The following is a 19,202-nucleotide window of genomic DNA, read 5'->3' as shown; positions in this document are numbered from 1 at the left end:
GTGCCCGCGTGCCGGACCCGGCGGTGGGACGCGGGCAAGGCCGAGCCCCCTCGGCCAGGACGGCGGGCCGGTCGAGAGGGCTCTGTCAGTGGGTGTGTGTGAAGTTGGGATGAGGGGGATGGAGATGGTCGTGGTGAACCATGGTCACGCGAGGTCGAAGGCTCCCCGGCCGGCCTCGGCCACGAACGCGCTCCACGAGTCGGCGGGGAACGCCAGCGTCGGGCCGTCGGTGACCTTGGAGTCGCGCACGGACAGGGCCGAGACGACGGGGGACTTGACCTCGACGCACGCGCCGTTGCCCGTGGAGTAGGACGACTTGACCCACGAGTTCTGGGCGCCTTGCTGAATTGCCATTTCTGCTCCGCTTGCCGGTTGGTCGCTGAGTTGCTGTCGCCGAACCGTGGAAGGGTGCTGTCCGTTGCCGGAGCCCACGGTTCGGTTTGCGCCAAGGTCGTTGCTTTCCTTGGCGTGATCGACGCTACTCGCCAACATCGCCTGACGAAGCGACTATTCACTCGGGTGGGTGGCATATTCCATGGGGGTCTTCCCCCCGAGTGTGTCGAGGGTGTATCTTCCGGCCCCTTCAGTCCCACCAGGCCTGGAGGGGCCGTTCAGAAGCCCTGCGGAAGCGTTCAGGGGCCGTTCAGTGGGGACGGAGTTGCGCGTAGTCCTTCGCGATGTCGGCGATGAGCTGGCGGGATTGCTCCACGTTCAGGGCCTGGGCCCGCAGGTGCTCGTACATGACGCTGTACTTCTGGACGTCGGCCGGCTTCTCCAGGTACAGGTCGCTGGTGACACCCTCGATGTAGACCACGCTGGAATCCGACGCGTCCGGGAACTCCAGGATCGCGTACTGCCCGTTCAGACCGGGATGCGCGCCCATGTCGAAGGGGATCACCTGGACGGTGACGTGCGGGAGTTGGGACTGCTCGACCAGATGCTCCAGCTGCTCGCGCATGAGGGAGCGGTTGCCGACGACCCGGCGCAGCGCGGACTCGTCGAGGACCGTCCACAGTCGCAGGGGGCTCTCCGGCGCGGAGATACGTTCCTGTCGCCTCAGTCGTACCTGGACCCGCTTGTCGATGTCGGCGGGCGTCGTCTCGGGCAGCGCGCCCGCGATGAGCGCCTCGGCGTACGGCCGGGTCTGCAGCAGCCCGGGGACGACCTGGGGGTCGTACACGCGCAGGCTGGCCGCGTCGGTCTCCAGACCGATGTAGACGCTGTACGGAACGTCGCCGAAGGCGTGCCACCAGCCCTGCTGGCGGGAGTCCTTGGCCATCTGCATCAGGGAGTCGACGACCCGCTGGTCCTCGACCTCGTAGACTCCGCAGAGGTCGCGGACGTCACGCTGGCTGATACTGCGGCGGCCGTTCTCCAGGCGGCTGATCTTCGACTGGGAGACCAGCAGCCGCTCGGCGACCTCCTCGGCGGTCATGCCCTTGAGCTCGCGGAGCCTTCGCAGCTCCTGGCCCAACCGGCGTCGCCTGACGGTGGGATTGACATTGGACGCCACGGGACGTGCACCTCCGGCTGCGTGCCTCTACTTTGCGTATCTGCTGCTGAGCAGATTGCCACCAAGGTGCCGAGTACCGCTGGAAAACAGCGGATATGCGCTGCGTACGCGCCGTTCGCGCCGGTGTTTTTCCGCCGTGGAGGGATCTCCGCCGGATGGACGCGCGCAGGGCGCGGCCTGGACGTGACGCGCGGCCCGGCATGGCGGCGAGGTGGGCGCGGCCGGCTGTCCCCGACCGGCTGCGGTCCGGGCGTGGGCATGCGGTCGCGCGGGGCGTGTGGGGGCGTACTACGGCCCCACACGCCCCGCGCGAACCTGCGGCTCCCGAACCGGGTCCTGGGTCCCTGGGCGCACGTGACGCACGTGGTGCACGTGACACATGTGGTCCACGTGACGCATGTGGTGCGGTGGGGTCGGGACCCGCGGCTCCGGGGTCCTGCTCCCACACGCACCCCGGTGCCTCGGCGCCTGCGCCGAACTCCTCGCGCGCTTCAGGTGTTCTCGGTGCTCTTCGTGCTTGTGGTCCTGCGGTGTGCTGCGTGCGTCTCTCAGTGCGCCACTACGCGGGCCATCGAGCCGCGGCGTGGCTGCATCGGAACACCGCGCGCGGGTTCCGGTGCGGGTGGCCTGGCGCCGGGGGCGGCCTGACGGCCGGTCGGTGCCGGGCTGCGGCGCGGCTGTGCGGCCACGCCGTTCTGCACGTCCATGACGGCGTGGGCCACCAGGCCACCCATGGGGTCGTGCCGGATCAGGTCCCGCAGCCGGGAGCGGGACGAGCGTCCCTCGTTCCCCGGATACAGGTGCTTGCCGAGGCCGACCGCGTGCGCCAGCGCGGCGAGCGCCGCGGTCCGCGGGTCCGGCGGGACGCCGGTGCGGATCGCGGAGTCCAGCCGGGCTCGGATCTCCCGGCTGATCTCGGTCTGACTCGCCTGGTAGCGAGTGGTCGGCAGCACTCCGCACATCTGGCCCGCCACGGCATGCACCATGCCGCACCGCTCCAGATGCGAGAGATAGATCTGGCGGAGCCCGAGACGGGGCCCGCCGATCCAATGGACCGCCCGTACGGGAGCGCCACGCCTTCGCAGCAACTCCAACGCGCAGTCCAGAGTCGGATCTCCAGTCGGCCGTGGGGACACCACGGCGATACGATCCCCGTCTGGGGCTATCCGTCCGGCCAGCGCCAGCTCCACTAGCTGCGCTCCGGCCAGACCAAGGTCGAGCGACTGCGGCTGTGCGGTGGTACCCGTGGCCGGGTCCAACGCCAGCAGCAGAAGCTCCTCCGGAATCGTTCTGCGGCTCCTGCCCATCCATGCCTCCCCGCGTGGATGACAGACAGGGTGACCCCTCTCACATTGGTCTGTCGAGAGTGCGTGACCGGATTGTAGTGGAACCGATAGGTATGTCGTTCTCGTCTACCGCAGGGGTTAAGCCCGCACACAGGACACTGGTACATGGTTCGGACAGCGGCGAGGCGCGGTGATGCGCCGGTGACTAGTCTCCGGGCGGCGGGATTTCACGGAAGCACGGTTCGGTTGGGCGCGCGCTCCTAGGACGGGCGGCGCGCGGGAGGAGGCATCGGTGGCGGGCACGTCCCCCGACAGGTCGCAGCGGTACGAGTCGTCGACGGAGTCGACATCGGGGAACGAGCCACCGCTCCGGGACGCCCCCGGCCCCGCGAAGCCATCCCTGGACCCACGTCTCGCGATGTCCCGGGACCCCGCCCCGAAGCCCGACCAGGCGACAGCGGTGTTCTCCCGCCGGGCCCTGCTGGAGGCGGAGGACACCGACCTGGATGGTGCCGGTGTGGGTTCGGGTTCGGGTTCGGGTTCGGCGGAGTCTGCGGGGCGGGGAGCCGTCGGGGGTGCCGAATCGGAGACGGACGGGTCGGAGGCCGGTGGCGGCTCGGCCGTCGGCGCCGGCGCCGACGGCCCGGACGGGGCGGGTGCGGATGCCGGTTCGGGTGCGGGCGGTCCGGAGGTGGGCGACTCGGACGGCGATGCGTCCGACGACGGTTCGGACGCGGAACTTTCGGAAGCCGGTACGGATGACGCGGGGTCGGATGCCGACTCCGGCGACGGTGAGGACGCCGGTGACGCGGTGACGGGCCCGGACGGCCACGGCCGGAGCGCGGAGAGGGCCTCGGGCGGCAAGCCGGGGGCTGGGGCGGCGGACGCCGCCGAGGAGAGCCAGGGCGCCGCGCTGGACCAGCGCCAGGAGGAGACCCCCGGCAGCAAGCCTGTCACCGGGGCTGACGAAGGCGGCCGGGGCGCGGACAGGACCGAGTCCGCCGACACGGTCCCGGCAGCCGGGGACGACGACGCCGACCGCCGCGACAGCGATGCCGCTGCGCCCACCCCCACCACCTCGGCGGTACGACTGCCCGCGGCTCGGGCGGGCGAGGAGACCGACTCCGAGGCCGCCGCCGGTACGGACGCCGACGCCGACACCGGCAGCGAGGCCGGCACAGAGGCCAAGGCCGACGCCGACGCTGGCACCAAGACCTCCCGATCCGGCGACGACCCGAAGACCACCACGCTCCGGGTGGAATCGGACGGCGGGTCCGCGCCCGGGGCCGCCGCCGGAGCGAGGACGGGCTCGGCGACCGCGGACGCTGCCGTCTCTGCTGCCGACGTCCGGCCCGCACCGGACAGCGACAGGGCCCCCGGCTCGGTTGCCGATGCCCGCCCCACCACGGACACCCGCCCGGCCGCCGCCGGCAGCCCGAAGCCCGGCCCCGCCGACGCGTCCCGGGCCGCCGACGGTGCGAAGCACACTCCCGCCGACGGTGCGGGGCACCCCACGGACGCGCGCCCGGCCGCCGTCGCCGGCACGGAGTCCGACCCCGCCGACGCGCCCCCCGCCACCGACAGCACGGTTCACCTCTCCGCTGGCGGGCGCCCCGGCGCCGCGAGCGCGACCGCCCGCGCCGGCGAGGGTGCAGGCGCCAGCTCGGACTCGACCGAGGCCGAGGCCGTGGACGCCGACCAGCCGCACGCCCCCGCCGGCCCTGACGACCCCGCCGACGGCCGGGACGATCCCGCCAACGGCCCGGACGGCCCCGCCGGCGAATCGGGCCCCGACGACGAGCCGACCGCCGCCGACGGTGGAGGCGCCCCACAGGGGCCACCCGCGGACGACGACGAAAGCCGCGCGGGTGGTGCGGGTGGGACGTCGGAGGGCGATGGCGGAGCCGAGGCGGGGCGGGCTGTGGATCAGCCGACCGCCATCTTCCGGGCCCCCCGGCCGCCCGCGGTGGACCACCCCACCACCATGCTCAAACTGGGCGGCGCCGCCACCAAGGCCACCGAGCCCCTCGACGAGCCCGAGGACGCCGTCAGGTCCACGGACGCCGGCAGCGCCGAGGCCACCGACGGAGCCAAGGCCGACGCCAGGCCCGACGTCACCGACAAGGTCAAGACCGACGCCGAGCCCGACAGCGCCGACAGCGCGAAGGGCGACACCGAGCCCGCCCCCGCCGGCAGGGCGAAGGTCGATGCCGACGACGAGCCCGGCAGCACGACCCCGCCCCCATCCGAACGCACCAGCAAATTCGTCGCCCTGAAGCCGCTGGACGAGCACGCCCCGCCGAGGCCCCCGGCCGCGACCCCGGGCAGCCCCGCCATCGCCCCGGCGGAGGCGACGCGGACCATCCCCCAGGTGGGCCCGGAGCGGACGACGCAGCAGCCGCTGCCGCCGAAGCCGCCGCTCGACCTGCTGGCCGAACTGACGAACACCCCGCCGCCGCGCCAGACCCCCGTGCGGACGTTCATCCGCCGGGTCAAGATCTGGACCCCCCTGGCCATCCTGCTGGTGATCGTGTTCGCGGTCGCACAGTCCCTGCGCCCGCTCCCGGCCCCCACCCTCGCCCTGACCGCCGACGAGTCGTACGCGTTCAAGGGCGGCAAGATCTCCCTGCCGTGGCCCGACGAGGGCCAGGGCTGGATGGACGTCAACGGCATCGGCACGATGGACAGCTTCGGTGAGCAGAAGCCCGTGGCCATCGGCTCCGTCGCCAAGGCGATGACCGCCTACGTCATCCTCAAGGAACACCCGATGAAGGCCGGCGAGAAGGGCGCGAAGATCCCGGTCGACGCCAAGGCGGAGACCGAGGGCGGCTACGACAAGGACGGCGAGTCCACGCTCAACACCGTCAAGGAGGGCGACACGCTCTCCCAGTACGACGCGATCGCGGCCATCATGATTCCGTCCGCGAACAACATCGCGCGGCTGCTCGCCCGTTGGGACAGCAACGGTTCGGAGGAGGAGTTCGTCAAGAAGATGAACGCCGCCGCCAAGGACCTCGGGATGAAGAACACCAAGTACACCGACCCGTCCGGGCTGAAGGAGACGACCGTCTCCACCGCCGAGGACCAGGTCAAGCTCGGCAACGAGCTGGTGAAGATGAAGGCCCTCACGGACATCACCAGGCTGCCTTCCTGGAAGGACCCCTCGGGCCAGCCCTGGAGCAACTACAACCGGCTCGTCCCCTACGACAACGCCATCGGCATCAAGACCGGCTCCACCACGGCCGCCGGCGGCAACCTCCTCTTCGCGGCCACGCAGGAGGTCGGCGGTGAGACGGCGATCGTCGTCGGCGCGATCCTCGGCCAGCACACCCCGCCGATCATCGACACGGTCAACGCGGTCAGCAAGACCGCGATGCTCGCCGCCCAGGACGGGCTGACCTCCGACACGATCCTGAAGAAGGGCGACGTCGTCGGATACGTCGACGACGGGCTCGGCGGCCGGACCCCGGTCGTGGTCACGAAGAACGTCTCGGCGGTCGGCTGGGCCGGTAAGACCGTCAAGCTCGAACTCGACGCGAGCGCCACCATCCCGCACGAGGCGAAGCCGGGCACCGAGGTCGGCTCACTGATCGTCGGCAACGGCACCGGCGACGGCGTGGAGGTGCCTGTCGCCCTCCAGGAAACCCTCACCGAGCCCGGCTTCCTCACCAAGCTGACCCGAGTGAGCTGACGGGAGTGGCTTGACCCGAGTGGACTGACCCGCGCGGGCCGACCCCCGAGGCAGAAGGCACAAGGCAGAGGCACAAGGCAGAGGCACAAGGCACAAGGCAGAGGCACAAGGCGCCCCTTCCGACCATACGGACGGAAGGGGCGCTTCCGTGTGCGTCAAGCGCGTTCCGAGGCTTGCTTACCAAGGCGCTCGGCCGCCTCTTCCTCGCGATCGAGCGCCATGGACGGGACTCGGTACGCAATGCTTTGATCACCTGTGGGATCGCTGTGACCGCGTACGGTCACGGCAGTCACAGCCCGGACTGACCATCCGAGCCCGACCATCGCCACGGGGAGATCGTCTTGATCGAGACAGCGGGCCCGACCGGCCCTGCAGACCTGCACACCACCCTGCTCCCGCGAGCCGAGCGGCTGACCGCCTGGCGCCACCGACTCGCACAGGCCCTCGCACCCCTGGAGGTGCGCACACCGTACGCGGCCGACTTCCGGGCCAGCCTGCGCCTGGTGGACCTCGGGATCGTACGGGTCGCGACCACCACGTCACCACCGCTGGAGGCCCACCGCAGCACCCGCCCGCCCCGGCCGGCCGGCCCCGGTCCGCGACGCTACGCGCTGATGCTCAACCGGACGGGCCATGTCACCGTCGCCGCCGACGGTGGGCGGACCGTCGCGCTGGCCCCGGGGGACCTCACGTTCTGCGACACGGCCCGCCCGTTCACCGTACGCATGACCGCGCCCGAGCCGTCCCAGGGCGGCGGCGTCTGGGCCGGTTCCGGCCGGGTGTCGATGCTCACCGCCCTGGTGCCGGCGAAACTGATACCGGTGCGGGCCGAGGGCGCCGAACAGTGGCTCCTCACCCGCTTCGCCCGTGCCGAGGCCATGGTGTCGATGCTCTCCCGCCACCTCCACGACGTCGTACGGCAGGCCGGCAGCTGGAGTCCGGCCGACCGTTCGCGCGTCGCCACCGTCACGGTGGACCTCATGGGGGCGCTCCTTGCCAGGACGGACGGTCCGGCCCCCGGCGCGGGCGCCGGACCCGAGGCCGGACCCGAGGCCGGACCCGAGACCGGGCCGGAGGCCGATCGGGCCGTCGACCCGGAGCGGCTGGCCCTGCAGAACCGCATCCACACCTACGTCCTGCGCCACCTGGGCGATCCCGGACTCACTCCGCGCGAAGTGGCCGACGCGCACCGGATCTCCCTGCGCCATCTGCACCAGCTTTTCCACGAGCAGGGCCTGACGGTCGCCGCCTGGATACGCCACCGCCGACTGGAGGGCTGCCGCCACGACCTGGCCGACGCGGGGCAGCGGAGCACGCCGATCCAGACCATCGCGACCCGCTGGGGATTCGCGGACGCCGCGCACTTCAGCCGCCTCTTCCGCGCCGCGTACGACATCGCGCCGAGTGAATACCGGAAGGCCTGTACGGAGCCGTATCCGAGCCCCGTGCCCCCCGCGCACCACCCGACGCACGCGTATCCAACCGTTGCGCACGCATCGCCAACGACTTCCTGACCCCCGTTCGGAAGGATCGTCCTCGCACGGCAAACCGGTCGGCGACCGCCGACCGGTAAGCGGCAACGGAGGAATACAGAGATGCGCAAGATCGCCATCGCGGTCGCCACCCTCGGTCTCGGAGCCGGCCTGATCGCCGCCTCCCCCGCAGCCACCGCGGCCACGACCGCGGGTGCGGAGGCCCAGATCCGGGCCGGGGCCATCACCCTCTTCGAGCACGACGACTTCGGCGGACGCAAGGCCTCGTTCAGCGCCACGGACTGCAACCTCTCCAACAACAAGTGGGCCGGCACCAACGTCGGCATGGACAACGCCGCCAGCTCCATGTCCAACGGCCGTGACTCCTCCGTCTGGCTGTGGCAGGGCGCGGGCAAGACCGGCGAGCACTACCGTGCCGCCGCGAACAGCGCGGACGCGGACTTCAGCAACAACGACATCGGCGACAACAGCGTGAGCTGCGTCGAGTTCTGAGGCCGCCGGGTCTCCGACCCGCAAGCGCCACGAGGGGGCGCCGCGTCCGGACGCGGCGCCCTCTCGCCGTACCTACCAGCACGCCGGCCGCGTACGCGCCGGTCCCGTGCACGCCAGTCACGTACGCGCCGGTCCCGTACGCGCCAGTCACGTACACGCAGAGGAGCCCGTTCCATGTCCTTCCCCGTGTCCGCCGTTCGCCTCGCCCGCCGCCCGCTGCGAGGTGTCGCCGTCCTCGGCCTCGTGGCCGTCACGGCGGGCTGCGCGGCCGAGGACGGCGACACCCGCCGGCCGGTGGCCCGGACGCGTACCGCCGCCGAGGCCGCCCCGGCGCCGAGCGCGGAGGCACGGGAGCTGTTGCTGCCCTTCGACGCCTACAAGATGTCCAAGGCGGACGACTACCTCGTCGCGGCGGCGGAGGACGTGCTGATGCGGGACTGCCTCAAGGCGAAGGGGATGGACTGGACGCCCCGTCCGCCGGTGAAGGCCGCCGAGACGGATCCGCCGAACCGGCGCCGGTACGGGGTCATCGAGGACGCCGTGGCACTGCGGTTCGGGTTCCACGCGCCGCCGGACCCGGTCGCGGAGGTGCGCTTCACGTCCGCGCGGGAGCGACGCGCCGAGTCCCTCTCCGCCGGGGAACGGCGTGCCGCGTACGGGGACGACGGCACCGGTGGCTGCTGGCGGCAGGCGCACGACCGGCTGCTGCGGGGTGTGCCCGAGTCCGACTACGACGTCCTCAACCGCCACGCCATGCGGGCCTTCGAGGAGTCGCGGCGCGACCCCCGGGTGCGTGCGGTGTTCCGGAGGTGGAGCGCCTGCATGGCGAAGGACGGCTTCCGGTACGCCGATCCGCCGGCCGTCGTGAACGACCCGCGCTGGTCCGCCTCGGCGGCCCCCTCCGCCGGCGAGATCGAGACGGCCCGCGCCGACGTCCGCTGCAAGGAGGAGACCGATGTGGTCGCCGTCTGGCGCGCCGCCGAGACCCGCATCCAGCGGACCAAGATCACCGCGGACCCGACCGGCTTCGAGGCCCTGAAAGCCACCCGCCAGGCACACCTCGCCGCGGCCCGCCGAGCCCTGCACCCCGCACCCTGACCGCCCCACGCGCCCTCCCCCGCAAGCGCACGCCGGCCGAGCGCCCCCTCACTCCTCCCCGCCGACCCCCTTCTCGTCCGCTTCCTTCTCGCACTCCAGGGCCGTCTTGCGGGACGGTCCGCCGTACTGGGAGCTGATGCGCACGTTGCCGGGTTCGTGGACCGTGAGGCGGGTGAACTCGGTGAGCTCGCCGTCGGACTCGCGGTCGGCGGTGAGGCAGCCGTTGTCGGCCCAGAGCCAGGGGGAGTAGGCGACGCGGACGGTGACCTCGCCGGCCCTCGGCAGGTGGACGACGAGGTTGGCGCCGTCCGCGCTGACGACGGTGGCGGGGCGGTCGACCAGCGGGGTCGCGTTCTTCACCCGGTAGATCTTCCAGTTGGCGTCCTGCCAGACGGGCTGCAGATAGTCCGGCCCACTGGTCACCAGCGCGTGTTCCAGCTCGGCGGGACCGTCCGGCTCGCCGTTGACGAGGACCACGAACCCGACGGCCCACTGCGAGAGCCACGCCTTGTACGCGGCCGGGGTGAACGCCCCCTCGGGCACCTCGGTCCCGCCGTGACCCTCGTAGAACAGCCGGCCGCGCTCCACGTCGGCCTGCCGGTTCCAGCCGCGGGCCATGTTGATGTACGGGGCGAGGATGGCGGCCTCACGGTGGTCGCGGGCCGGCACCACCTCCACGCGGGTCTTCCAGGCGCCGAGCCGCTTCAGCTCCTTCACCACCCCGTCGGTCTTCACCGCCCACTCCGGCACCTTCGTGTTGGTGACGATGTCGGCGGTCGTCTTGCCGGTCAGCCAGGTCACGGACAGCACCAGGGCCACCGCGCCGGCCACCGTCCGCCGCTGCGGCGTGAACCAGGGCAGGGGGAGCCGGGAGCCGTCCGTGCGCGCCTCGCCCCGGTACAGGCAGATGGCCAGGGCGGCCGCCGGTCCCGCCAGCTCCAGGAGCCGCTCGACGTTCGTGCCGATGGGCGTGGGGATCAGGTAGCACAGGACCACGCCGAGCGCGTAGATCGCGGCGCTCAGGCGCAGCACCCGCCAGGCGCTCGGCGCGACCAGCACGACCACCGCGCACAGCACGACCGGCGGCCATATCCGGCTGAAGGCCATGGGCTGCTCACCCTCGAAGGGGAACAGCAGCGTGGTCACGGCCACGACGGTCACCGGCGGCAGGATCAGCGCCCCCGCCCGGCCCCACTCACGGCACAGCAGATACGCGGCGCCGATCACGAGGAGGAACAGCCCGGAGACGGGACTCCCCAGCGTGGACAGCGTCGCGCACACCGCCGCCGCCGCGAGCTGTCGCCCGCCGCGCCCGCTCAGCACCGCCAGCAGGGCCCCCATCGCGAAGGCCGTGCCCAGCATGAACGTGGAGCGCCCCGACACCACCTGGCACCACAGAGAGAACGTCGCCGCCAGCGCGACCGGCACCGGCGCGCGTACACCCATGCGAGTGACGACCGCACCGGCCAGCCAGGAGGCCGAGAGCCCCGACACCAGCGTCACGGGGACCACCCCGCACGCCGCCATCAGATATGGCGAGAGCACGCTGTAGTTCGCCGCGTGCAGACCGCCGTACCAGAACAGGTTGACCGCGGAGTCCGGGTACATCTTGGCGAACTCCGCCCACGCCACCTGGGCCGCGAGGTCGCCGCCTCCGGTCGCGAAGACCGCCCACCACACGAAGTACAGCGGCAGGGCGCACAGGGCGGCCGTGAGGGGCACTCGATGGCGTTCCCGCCACGGCTCGCGCGACGGTTTGTCGGCGCGCGAGACGGGTCGTCGTGGGGTCAGCTCGGCAAAGGCCACTGCGGCTCTTCCGTTCCGTTTCGGCTCGTGCGGGCGGGTGCGGTCTTCACCGACGTCGTCCCTGACGTTCTCCGTGTGTTGAGGTAGACGCTAACCACTCGCCGACAGTTGGCCGACAGGACGTATGCGATCCGCTACGGCCGTAGGGAAACCCCTACGACCGCACCGGTATCCGACCACGGCGGCACCGGTTTCCGGCCGCGACCGCACCGGTATCCGACCGCACCGGTATCCGGCCGCGGAGCCACCGACCACGGAGCCACCGGCCGCGGCGGCATCGGCATCGGCACCGACCACGGCCGCATCGCCGGAGTCAGGATGCGACCGGCACCGGCAGAGTCAGGATGCGACCGGGAACGCCACGTCGCACACCGGGTCCTCCGGGCCCGCCGCCTCCCAGTCGGCGAAGTAGATCTCACGGCAGGGACCGCTGATCTCCAGCCCCTGACCGGCGATCCACCGCTCGACCGCCTCGAACGCCGCCAGGATCTGCGGATGCGCCACCTGGGCCTTGCTGATCCGGGTGTACACGAGCCGTCCCGCCGGCTCCACCCGCACCTTCGTCTCCCAGGACCGCCCGTACTCGGCCGCCCACACCCGCGCGGCGCTCTCGTCCGCCACCGGAACGCACGCCTCGGCGGGCCCGTCGCTCTCCATCGACACCTCGGAGTGGTAGACGACGAACGGCGCACCCGTGCTCCCGCCGCACGCCGCCGCGCCCTCCTCCAGCCGCCCCAGCGACGCCCCGATCCACGCCGGCAACTCGTCCGCGAGCGTGTGGCGCGACTGGGTCAGCAGCACCTGGGGAGCGGTGTCGACCGTTTCGACCGTGAACTTCTCGTACATACCGGTATCCCTTCCCGACAGCCGTCCACGGAGGTAGGCGACCAGGGTCCGCTGTGCCGCGAACCGCTCCTCGGCGCCGGCCCAGTACGCGGCGAGCCGCTCGGCGGCCCGCGCGCCGTCCGGCTCGACGGCCTCGACGATCTCGGCGATCCGCGCCAGAGGCATGTCGAGCTGACGCAGCAGTGCCACCAGACGGGCACGTTCGACCTGGTCGGCCCGGTAGTACCGGTAGCCGTTCACCTCGTCGACGTACGCCGGCGGGAGCAGCCCCAGCCGGTCGTACAGCCGCAGCGCCTTCGCCGACAGCCGTGCGCGGGCGGCGAAGGCACCGATGGTGAGCAGGTCGTCCGGATCGTCGTCGTTCATGCGCACTGGGTCGCTCCTCCGTCGCCGGGCGCCTTCCGCCCGGCGAGAGGGACGCTGCCCCTTGCCCCAGGGGCAAGGTCAACGAAGGGTCCTGCGGCGGTCAGCCGATGGCCTTCTCCACGGCGGCGACCAGCTCCGCCGACTCCGGCTCGGTCTGCGGCGAGAAGCGGGCGACGACCGAGCCGTCGCGGCCGATCAGGAACTTCTCGAAGTTCCAGCGGATGTCGCCGGTGTGACCCTCGGCGTCCGCGTGGTCCACCAGGCGCTCGTACAGCGCGTGCCGGTTCTCACCGTTGACCTCGACCTTCTCGGTCAGCGGGAAGGTCACGCCGTACGTCGCCGAGCAGAACTCCGCGATCTCCTCCGCCGACCCCGGCTCCTGCCCGAGGAACTGGTTGCACGGCACACCGAGCACGGTGAAGCCCTGCGCGGCATAGCGCGCCTGCAGCGCCTCCAGGCCCGTGTACTGGGGGGTGAGACCGCACTTCGAGGCGACGTTCACGACGAGGACGGCCTGTCCGGCGTACTGCGCGAGGTCCGCGGAGCCGCCCTTCAGAGCGTCGATCCGCACGTCGAGGACGGAGGGGGTGGTGTTGTCTGTAGTCATAAACGGATGCTATCTCCGGAAGGGTGTTCGTCCCCGCGAGGGTGCGGCGCGCGCACCAGCACCTCTCCCTGCGCCGTACGCGCGTACAGCACCGACCGGCCCGCCCGTCCGCGCCGGATCAGCCCGGCGTCCAGCAGCACCCGCAGGTGACGGCCGACGGAGCCGAGGGTCTGCCCGGTCACCGCACACAGCTGGGTCGTGCTCATGGGGGAGTCGAGGAGGACGAGGACCCGGGCGCGGGCTCCGCCGAGAAGCGCCCCGAGCGCGGCGGGCACGACGGCCCCACCACCATTCCCATCCCCACACCCCCCACCATTTCCACCATTTCCGCCGCCTCCGCCGTCGGCGAGGACCCCCGAGCACGGGTACACCACGGCGTACCGCTCCCGCTCCTCCCACGCGACCCACCCCGTCCGCTGCGGCGTGACCGGTACGAAGACCAGCCGCGCCCCGGAGATCTCACGCGGCGGGTACTCGTGCAGATTGACCTGCAGCCGGTTCTCGCCGAGCCACCTCATCCCCGGCCGCAGCGCGTCCAGCACCGCCGTCCAGCCGCCCTGCCCCAGCAGCGCGGTCCGCGCGAGCACATCGGCCTCCAGCGCCCGTCGGCGCCGCTCCCAGTACGGCCGTACGGTCTCCTCCCACACGTACGTCAGCAGGCCGGCCGCACGCTCGGGCAGATCGTCCCGGTGCAGGGCGGACGGCAGGGGGCCGCGCAGGGAGAGGACGAGATGGGCGCGGGCGGCGGCGGGGTCGGCGCCCCGGACGCGGGCGATCTCGTCCGCGAAGGACTCGTTCTCGCGGGGCGTGGGCGTCAGGAAGTCGGCGATCCACTCCCTGCCGAGCCCCGAGCGGATCAGCAGGGCGGTGACGGGGTCGCGGTCCAACACACGGCGGTACGACGGCAGATGGGCCGCCAGCCAGGCCCGTTCCCCGGGGTGCGTGCCGGCCCCCGCGTGGAGCAACTTCAGACTCGCGAACGTCTCCGCGAGCGGCGAGACGACGAACCGGCTCCCGGCGAGGGTGTCGGCGTTGACCTGCCACCAGCCCACGCGGTCACCTCCGGAAGTGCGACGCGAGCCCGCCCGAGGGCTTCGGCGGAGCCCCGGCAGAGCTTTCGCGTGTACGCGAAACATTACGACGGGAGGATGGGGGCGACGAGGGTCGTGTCCCATGCGCAGCTATCAACACCTCTTCCGCACCGCGGAGTTCACCCCTCTCTTCGTCTCCTCCGCGCTCCAGGTCGCCGCCTCCACGATCGGCGGTCTCGCCCTGGCCACCTCCGTCTACGCGGCGACCGGCTCCCCGCTCCTGTCCGCCCTCAGCATGTTCGGCCCGTCCCTCGCCCAGGTGGTCGGCGCGACGACCCTGCTCTCGGCGGCGGACCGCCTGCCACCGCGCGCGACGACGGCGGGCCTCGCCGCCTTCCTCGCCGTGAGCACGGCGTCGCTGGCCCTGCCCGGCCTGCCCCTGTGGACGGTCTTCGCGGTCATCGCGGCCCAGGGCCTGTTCGCCTCCCTCGGCGGCGGAGTCCGCTGGGGTCTGCTGAACGAGATCCTCCCGAAGGACGGCTATCTCCTCGGCCGATCGGTGTTCAACATGCTGCACGGCATCACCCAGATCGCCGGTTACGCGACCGGCGGCGCCCTCGTGGCCCTGCTGTCCCCGGCGGTCACCCTGCTGGTGGCAGCGGCCCTGTACGCGGCGGCGGCCCTGTGCACCGCCCTCGGCCTGACCGGTCGCGCCCCACGCGCCTCCGGCCGCCCGTCCGTCGCCGAGACCTGGCGCACGAACGCCCTGCTCTGGTCGTCCGCCCCCCGCCGCCGCCTCTATCTGGGCCTGTGGATCCCCAACGGCCTGGTCGTCGGCTGCGAGTCCCTCTTCGTCGCCTACGCCCCCGGCCGGGCGGGTCTCCTCTTCGCCTGCGCGGCGCTCGGCATGCTGGCGGGCGACGTGACGGTGGGCCGCCTCCTCCCACCCCGGACCCGCGACCGCCTGGCCACCCCCCTCCTGCTGCTCCTGGCCACCCCCTACCTCCTCTTCGCCCTCCACCCCCCGACCCCCGCCGCGGCGGCCTGCGCGACCCTCGCCTCCGTCGGCTTCGGCGCCGGCCTGATCCAGCAACAACACCTCCTGACCCTCACCCCGCCCGAACTCGCCGGCCACGCCCTGGGCCTGCACTCGTCCGGGATGCTCACCCTCCAGGGACTGAGCGCGGCTCTGGCGGGCGGCCTGGCCCAACTGACCTCACCGGCGACGGCGATGACGATGACGGCGGGGGCTTCGGCGCTGGTGACGTCGGTGCTGTGGGTGGCGGGGCGGCCCGAGCGGGCGGGGCGGCGCGCCGCAACGATGTCTGCGCCGTGACACGACCTGCCGACAGCTCCGCTCAGGTCGGCCATCGGCCATCGGCCAGCTTCGGGGAGGTCAGCGGCCCGCCGGACCCTCGCGGACAAGGCCCCGGTGCTCCGGAAGACGGACAGCCGCCTCCTAGGACTGGTACCGCTGCTGCTGGGGCTGACCGTGGGACGGACCGCCCGAGCCGCCGTGACCGCCGCCCGAACTCTGCGTCTGGAGCTGCTCTGCCTGCTCGGCGGTCACCTTCTGCTCCGCGCCGCAGAACGTGCACTGCGTCTGGTACTTCGTCGAGATCGGGAACAGCGGCACGAAGAACAGCGTGAACTTCGTGACCCGCTTCCTGAGCGTGTGCGCGGACGGATTCCCGCACTGCCCGCACACCAGCGTCAGTATCGCGAGCTGGTACAGGTATCCCTTGGTGCCGAAGATGACGAACATGTGATCCTTCCCGGGGGTGCCGTGAGACGCACCGCGCGCACCGCACGCACCGCACGCTCTGCCTTCCAGTGTGCCTGTCCCTCACTTCTTCGGGTCGGCGTGCCGTGGACGGAGGACAGGGGGACGCGCCGCGTGACAGCACGGTGACATGCTGTTGCTGTTGCTGTTGCTGTTGCTGTTGCTGTTGCTGTGCGGGCAGGGCAGGGCAGGGCAGGGCAGGGCCTCCGGACGCCTCAGCGCCCTTCGCGCTCGTAACGCTCCACCCGGCGGGCCAGCTTGGCCCGGTACCGCTCGGGCGAGTGGTACGCCTGGGACCGCCGGACCATGTCCTCCGCTTTCAGGCTCTCCGCGAGGTCCCGGAGGCCGGGCAGCCGACCGAGCGCCGCGCGCTGCGCTTCGGCCTCCTCGACAGTCCTCAGCGGAGTGCTGTCGTTGCGCGCATGGTTGCAACCCCAGTGCGTGAGGCGCACGTTGTCCCGGGTGTCGGTGCCGCCGGACGAGATGGTGCGGACGTGGTCGATGCTCGGGGACCGAGGATCAGGATGCTCCCGGACCCGGTCCACCGGATCCAGACACAGCCCACAGACCCACCCGTCCCGCGCCCCGATCTCCTCGACGGTGTAACGCTCGACGCCCCCATTGGCCCGCATACGCTCCCGCCGCCGCCGATCCTGCACACGCTTGGCTTCAGCGCGCCGGGGCGCGGGCAGTTCGGCGTCACTCACCGGTGCCTTTTTCTCCACTTTCTCCACCGGATTCGACGTCAGGCGTCAGGCGTCAGGCGTCACGCCGCAGACAGACAAACTCGTGGGAGGGAATGACGGGCTCCCCGGGTGTGGGGTCGACGGCGCCGATCCTGACGGCGACTGTAGCCACCACGACCGGGGTGTTCGCCGCCCTCGGCCGCATCAGACGCCAACGGTGATGCGGAGCGACCTTCTTCGCCGGCAGCTCGAACGTGGCCAGCTCGACCCAACGGTCGTAGTTGGTCGGGTACCGCCGCACGAGCGCATCGCAACGCCGGCAGGTAGGCGGCTCCACCCATCCCACATCGTCCGGATCCCCCTCGGCCTCCGGCGCGGCTGTCGCCCCCTCACACACTGCAAGCTCGTTGGCGACCTCGTGCCAGCACTCGTCACAGAGTTCGGCCGACAGAGGAATGATTCGTCCACGCTCACGAACATCGGGCCCGTTGGAGGAACACAACAGACACTCCGGCCGACCGACACTGTCGAGAACCACCGCCATTCCCTGAGTGTGAGTGCCTCATACACCCTGCAAAAAGGGCGCGTTCAGGCCTTATTCAAGAAAGTCGCACCAAAACACCTTGATCAACTCCCACCCGCCACTGCTGTAACGCCTGCCGTTGGGGCCCGGGTAAGGACTGCCACTGCCGCATCCACCACGCGTGGCCTGTCGGTCGGCGCACCCGCAAGTGGATCAGTCGGCGACACTGTTGGCGTAGATGAAGCCGGTGTCGTTGTCGAATATGCTGACGTTCAGGTCCGACGGGTTAGTGCCGGAGTACTCACCCCACAGGCGGATCAAGCGTTCGGCTCCCTCTTCGTTGTCGTATGGCTCATTGACACGAATGGTCGCCGCGTCGGGTGCGGTACTGGATACTTTCGTTATCCCCTTCCACGGCTCGCCCTGTTCATCGAGCCACTTGCGGAACTCGATCGTCTTCGGAAGGGCCTTGAACGGCTCGGTATCCGCCGCGTACGGGTCCGTGGGCTCCCCCGAACATGCAGTACAGGCCAGGGCCACCAAAGTGGCGACCGCGAGAGATTGTCTACGCACCGCTAGCCCTTTCATGAGCCGACCGCCATCGCGTGCCCTTGCTGGTATGAGCCGCTGAACGTCATGCGTCGTTCACAGATCGCGGCGCGTGTTGTCAGAGCTGGCCGAGGTCGATCTCCACAGGAAAGTTCACGATCCGGTCGGTGGTCTCCGAGCCTGGCGACACCACCTCCGCAACCAGCAGCACGTGCTCAGGGCGGGCGGGGGTGACGTCGATGGTGTCCGCGCGGTACACGACGACGTCCGGGCGGCGATTGGTGAGCGGAACGTCTTGAAGCCGGACGTCGAAGCCGGTGTCGGCGTTCCACTCCTGGCCCGCAGCGGCATCCAGGGCGTTCGCCAGAATCCGGGTCAGCCGACCGTTCTGCTTTGACGCGCTCGGACCCACGACGACCATTCCGTCCACGATCTCGATGCCGGCGCACTGCGCCTCGGACCAGGACTCGTAGTCCTCCACCGTGATCTGTTCATGCATCCACGCCGGGGCGACCATCTCGGCCGACATGAAGCACCTCCCGGACACTGTGCTGCGGGCCCGATCCCGCTGCATGCAGCCTACTGTCTGCCATCCGTCCAGCACGCTGATCGCACTCCGGGCTCCGAGGGCGGGGGAGTTGTGGTGGCGCTGGACCAACCGCTCGAAATGAACCCCTCCAGGGGAGAAGCATGAGTGCGCCGCTCCATGATGCAGGGCTTGACGGCAGCCCTGTCGGGGGCCGGGCGGGAGAGCGATCTCGGAGAGGCGGGGCGTGTGGCGCCAGGAGTAGCTTGGGAGATGCGGGGCGGAGTCCCGTCGTCGCACCGGCCCTACCGACGGGTGGTCATCATGACCAGCTCGGACACACCACCTGTGCCACGGCGTCTGCCCAGCGGCGTCCACGAGGACCTACGGCCGGGTTGTGCGCTGCTCCGGCTGGAGACGACGGCGTCACGTGAAGGCATGCTCGACGGTGCGTGGTGGCCGCGCTCGCGGGACATGGCCGCCGAGCTGCCCGCGCTGCTGAGTGCCCTCGTCACACACCTCGGCCCCGTGACCCGTGTCGGGCTGGACGCCGCCGCCTGGGAGGGTCTCCCGACGCGTGTCGTCGTCGATGACCGCGTGGTGCACGTCGACTCCTTCCCGGTCGGTGACGACACGATCATGATCACCCGGGGTGACCAGGACATCTTCTCGCTGCTGGTCGTCCCGCCCGACGCGGCACCGGACGCCGCCCGGGCCGCGATGGCCCAGGCGGTCCGGGCCGACAACGTCAGCCACGCGGACCAGATCCTCATCGACACCGGGAGTGGCCACGGAACGCCGGGCTGACGGGGCGGCGCGGGGCGCGAGGCGGCGTACGGCTTGACCGGCGCACCAGCGCTCTCCGTCCGGCGGTCCGTTCCCCGGGGGCGCTTCTGTCGACGAGGT

Annotated in this window: 17 protein-coding genes and 1 pseudogene; 6 read left to right on the top strand and 12 right to left on the bottom strand. The window is 71.4% G+C overall.

Going from position 1 to position 19,202, the window contains the following annotated elements; translation table 11 throughout:
• Positions 1-144 precede the first annotated feature (144 nt).
• From STRBO_RS0136665 to STRBO_RS0136655, 3 genes are all read right to left on the bottom strand, one after another.
• The gene (locus tag STRBO_RS0136665; protein WP_005486080.1) at positions 145-354 is read right to left on the bottom strand and encodes a DUF397 domain-containing protein; all 210 of its coding nucleotides are present in this window, start codon (positions 352-354) and stop codon (positions 145-147) included.
• Positions 355-643: 289 nt separating this feature from the next.
• Positions 644-1,513: a helix-turn-helix domain-containing protein gene (locus STRBO_RS0136660; RefSeq protein ID WP_028797056.1), complete on the bottom strand. Its 870-nt coding sequence runs from the start codon at positions 1,511-1,513 to the stop codon at positions 644-646.
• Positions 1,514-2,061: 548 nt separating this feature from the next.
• Positions 2,062-2,820: a GOLPH3/VPS74 family protein gene (locus STRBO_RS0136655; RefSeq protein WP_005486078.1), complete on the bottom strand. Its 759-nt coding sequence runs from the start codon at positions 2,818-2,820 to the stop codon at positions 2,062-2,064.
• A 271-nt stretch (positions 2,821-3,091) separates the two neighbouring features.
• Here STRBO_RS0136655 and STRBO_RS0136650 point away from each other — a divergent pair, with 271 nt between their 5' ends.
• From STRBO_RS0136650 to STRBO_RS0136635, 4 genes are all read left to right on the top strand, one after another.
• Positions 3,092-6,490 (top strand): hypothetical protein, encoded by a 3,399-nt coding sequence (locus STRBO_RS0136650; RefSeq protein ID WP_020115659.1) that lies wholly within the window; start codon positions 3,092-3,094, stop codon positions 6,488-6,490.
• A gap of 341 nt (positions 6,491-6,831) precedes the next feature.
• Positions 6,832-8,004, top strand: coding sequence for a helix-turn-helix domain-containing protein (locus STRBO_RS0136645; protein ID WP_005486075.1), 1,173 nt, complete (start codon positions 6,832-6,834; stop codon positions 8,002-8,004).
• Between the two features lie 81 nt (positions 8,005-8,085).
• Positions 8,086-8,475 (top strand): peptidase inhibitor family I36 protein, encoded by a 390-nt coding sequence (locus STRBO_RS0136640; protein WP_005486074.1) that lies wholly within the window; start codon positions 8,086-8,088, stop codon positions 8,473-8,475.
• Positions 8,476-8,649: 174 nt separating this feature from the next.
• Positions 8,650-9,573, top strand: a complete 924-nt coding sequence (locus STRBO_RS0136635) for a hypothetical protein (RefSeq protein WP_020115658.1) — start codon at positions 8,650-8,652, stop codon at positions 9,571-9,573.
• A 48-nt stretch (positions 9,574-9,621) separates the two neighbouring features.
• Here STRBO_RS0136635 and STRBO_RS0136630 read toward each other — a convergent pair whose 3' ends face one another.
• The 4 genes from STRBO_RS0136630 to STRBO_RS0136615 form a co-directional block, all read right to left on the bottom strand.
• Positions 9,622-11,295 (bottom strand): hypothetical protein, encoded by a 1,674-nt coding sequence (locus STRBO_RS0136630; RefSeq protein WP_005486072.1) that lies wholly within the window; start codon positions 11,293-11,295, stop codon positions 9,622-9,624.
• A gap of 423 nt (positions 11,296-11,718) precedes the next feature.
• A complete protein-coding gene (locus STRBO_RS0136625) occupies positions 11,719-12,591 on the bottom strand; it encodes a MerR family transcriptional regulator (protein ID WP_020115657.1) in 873 nt (290 codons plus the stop codon).
• Between the two features lie 100 nt (positions 12,592-12,691).
• Complete coding sequence (locus tag STRBO_RS0136620; protein ID WP_005486069.1) at positions 12,692-13,198, bottom strand: glutathione peroxidase; 507 nt, start codon at positions 13,196-13,198, stop codon at positions 12,692-12,694.
• Positions 13,195-14,250, bottom strand: coding sequence for a helix-turn-helix domain-containing protein (locus STRBO_RS0136615; protein ID WP_005486068.1), 1,056 nt, complete (start codon positions 14,248-14,250; stop codon positions 13,195-13,197). The genes STRBO_RS0136620 and STRBO_RS0136615 overlap by 4 nt, the downstream gene beginning before the upstream one ends.
• A gap of 121 nt (positions 14,251-14,371) precedes the next feature.
• Here STRBO_RS0136615 and STRBO_RS0136610 point away from each other — a divergent pair, with 121 nt between their 5' ends.
• Positions 14,372-15,565 (top strand): MFS transporter, encoded by a 1,194-nt coding sequence (locus tag STRBO_RS0136610; RefSeq protein WP_005486067.1) that lies wholly within the window; start codon positions 14,372-14,374, stop codon positions 15,563-15,565.
• Positions 15,566-15,688: 123 nt separating this feature from the next.
• Here STRBO_RS0136610 and STRBO_RS0136605 read toward each other — a convergent pair whose 3' ends face one another.
• The 5 genes and pseudogenes from STRBO_RS0136605 to STRBO_RS0136585 form a co-directional block, all read right to left on the bottom strand.
• Positions 15,689-15,994 (bottom strand): zinc-ribbon domain-containing protein, encoded by a 306-nt coding sequence (locus STRBO_RS0136605; RefSeq protein ID WP_005486065.1) that lies wholly within the window; start codon positions 15,992-15,994, stop codon positions 15,689-15,691.
• A 233-nt stretch (positions 15,995-16,227) separates the two neighbouring features.
• Positions 16,228-16,746: an HNH endonuclease gene (locus tag STRBO_RS0136600; RefSeq protein WP_245170640.1), complete on the bottom strand. Its 519-nt coding sequence runs from the start codon at positions 16,744-16,746 to the stop codon at positions 16,228-16,230.
• A gap of 25 nt (positions 16,747-16,771) precedes the next feature.
• On the bottom strand, positions 16,772-17,242 hold the full coding sequence (locus STRBO_RS45250; RefSeq protein ID WP_237547688.1) for a DUF6083 domain-containing protein: 471 nt from the start codon (positions 17,240-17,242) through the stop codon (positions 16,772-16,774).
• Positions 17,243-17,434: 192 nt separating this feature from the next.
• Positions 17,435-17,809 (bottom strand): hypothetical protein, encoded by a 375-nt coding sequence (locus tag STRBO_RS43595; RefSeq protein WP_158690996.1) that lies wholly within the window; start codon positions 17,807-17,809, stop codon positions 17,435-17,437.
• Positions 17,810-17,924: 115 nt separating this feature from the next.
• Positions 17,925-18,299, bottom strand: a pseudogene (locus STRBO_RS0136585) (Uma2 family endonuclease); the annotation flags it as partial.
• A 321-nt stretch (positions 18,300-18,620) separates the two neighbouring features.
• On the opposite strand from STRBO_RS0136585, the gene STRBO_RS0136580 reads away from it, so the two are divergent.
• Positions 18,621-19,103 carry a DUF5994 family protein gene (locus STRBO_RS0136580; RefSeq protein WP_037628040.1) on the top strand — a complete coding sequence of 161 codons (483 nt, stop codon included), beginning with the start codon at positions 18,621-18,623 and terminating at the stop codon, positions 19,101-19,103.
• The last annotated feature ends 99 nt before the right edge of the window (positions 19,104-19,202 follow it).

The sequence above is a fragment of the Streptomyces bottropensis ATCC 25435 genome (genome assembly GCF_000383595.1).
Classification (GTDB): domain Bacteria; phylum Actinomycetota; class Actinomycetes; order Streptomycetales; family Streptomycetaceae; genus Streptomyces; species Streptomyces bottropensis.
Note: the sequence above shows the minus strand (reverse complement) of the source record. Positions and strands in the feature narration are given on the sequence as shown.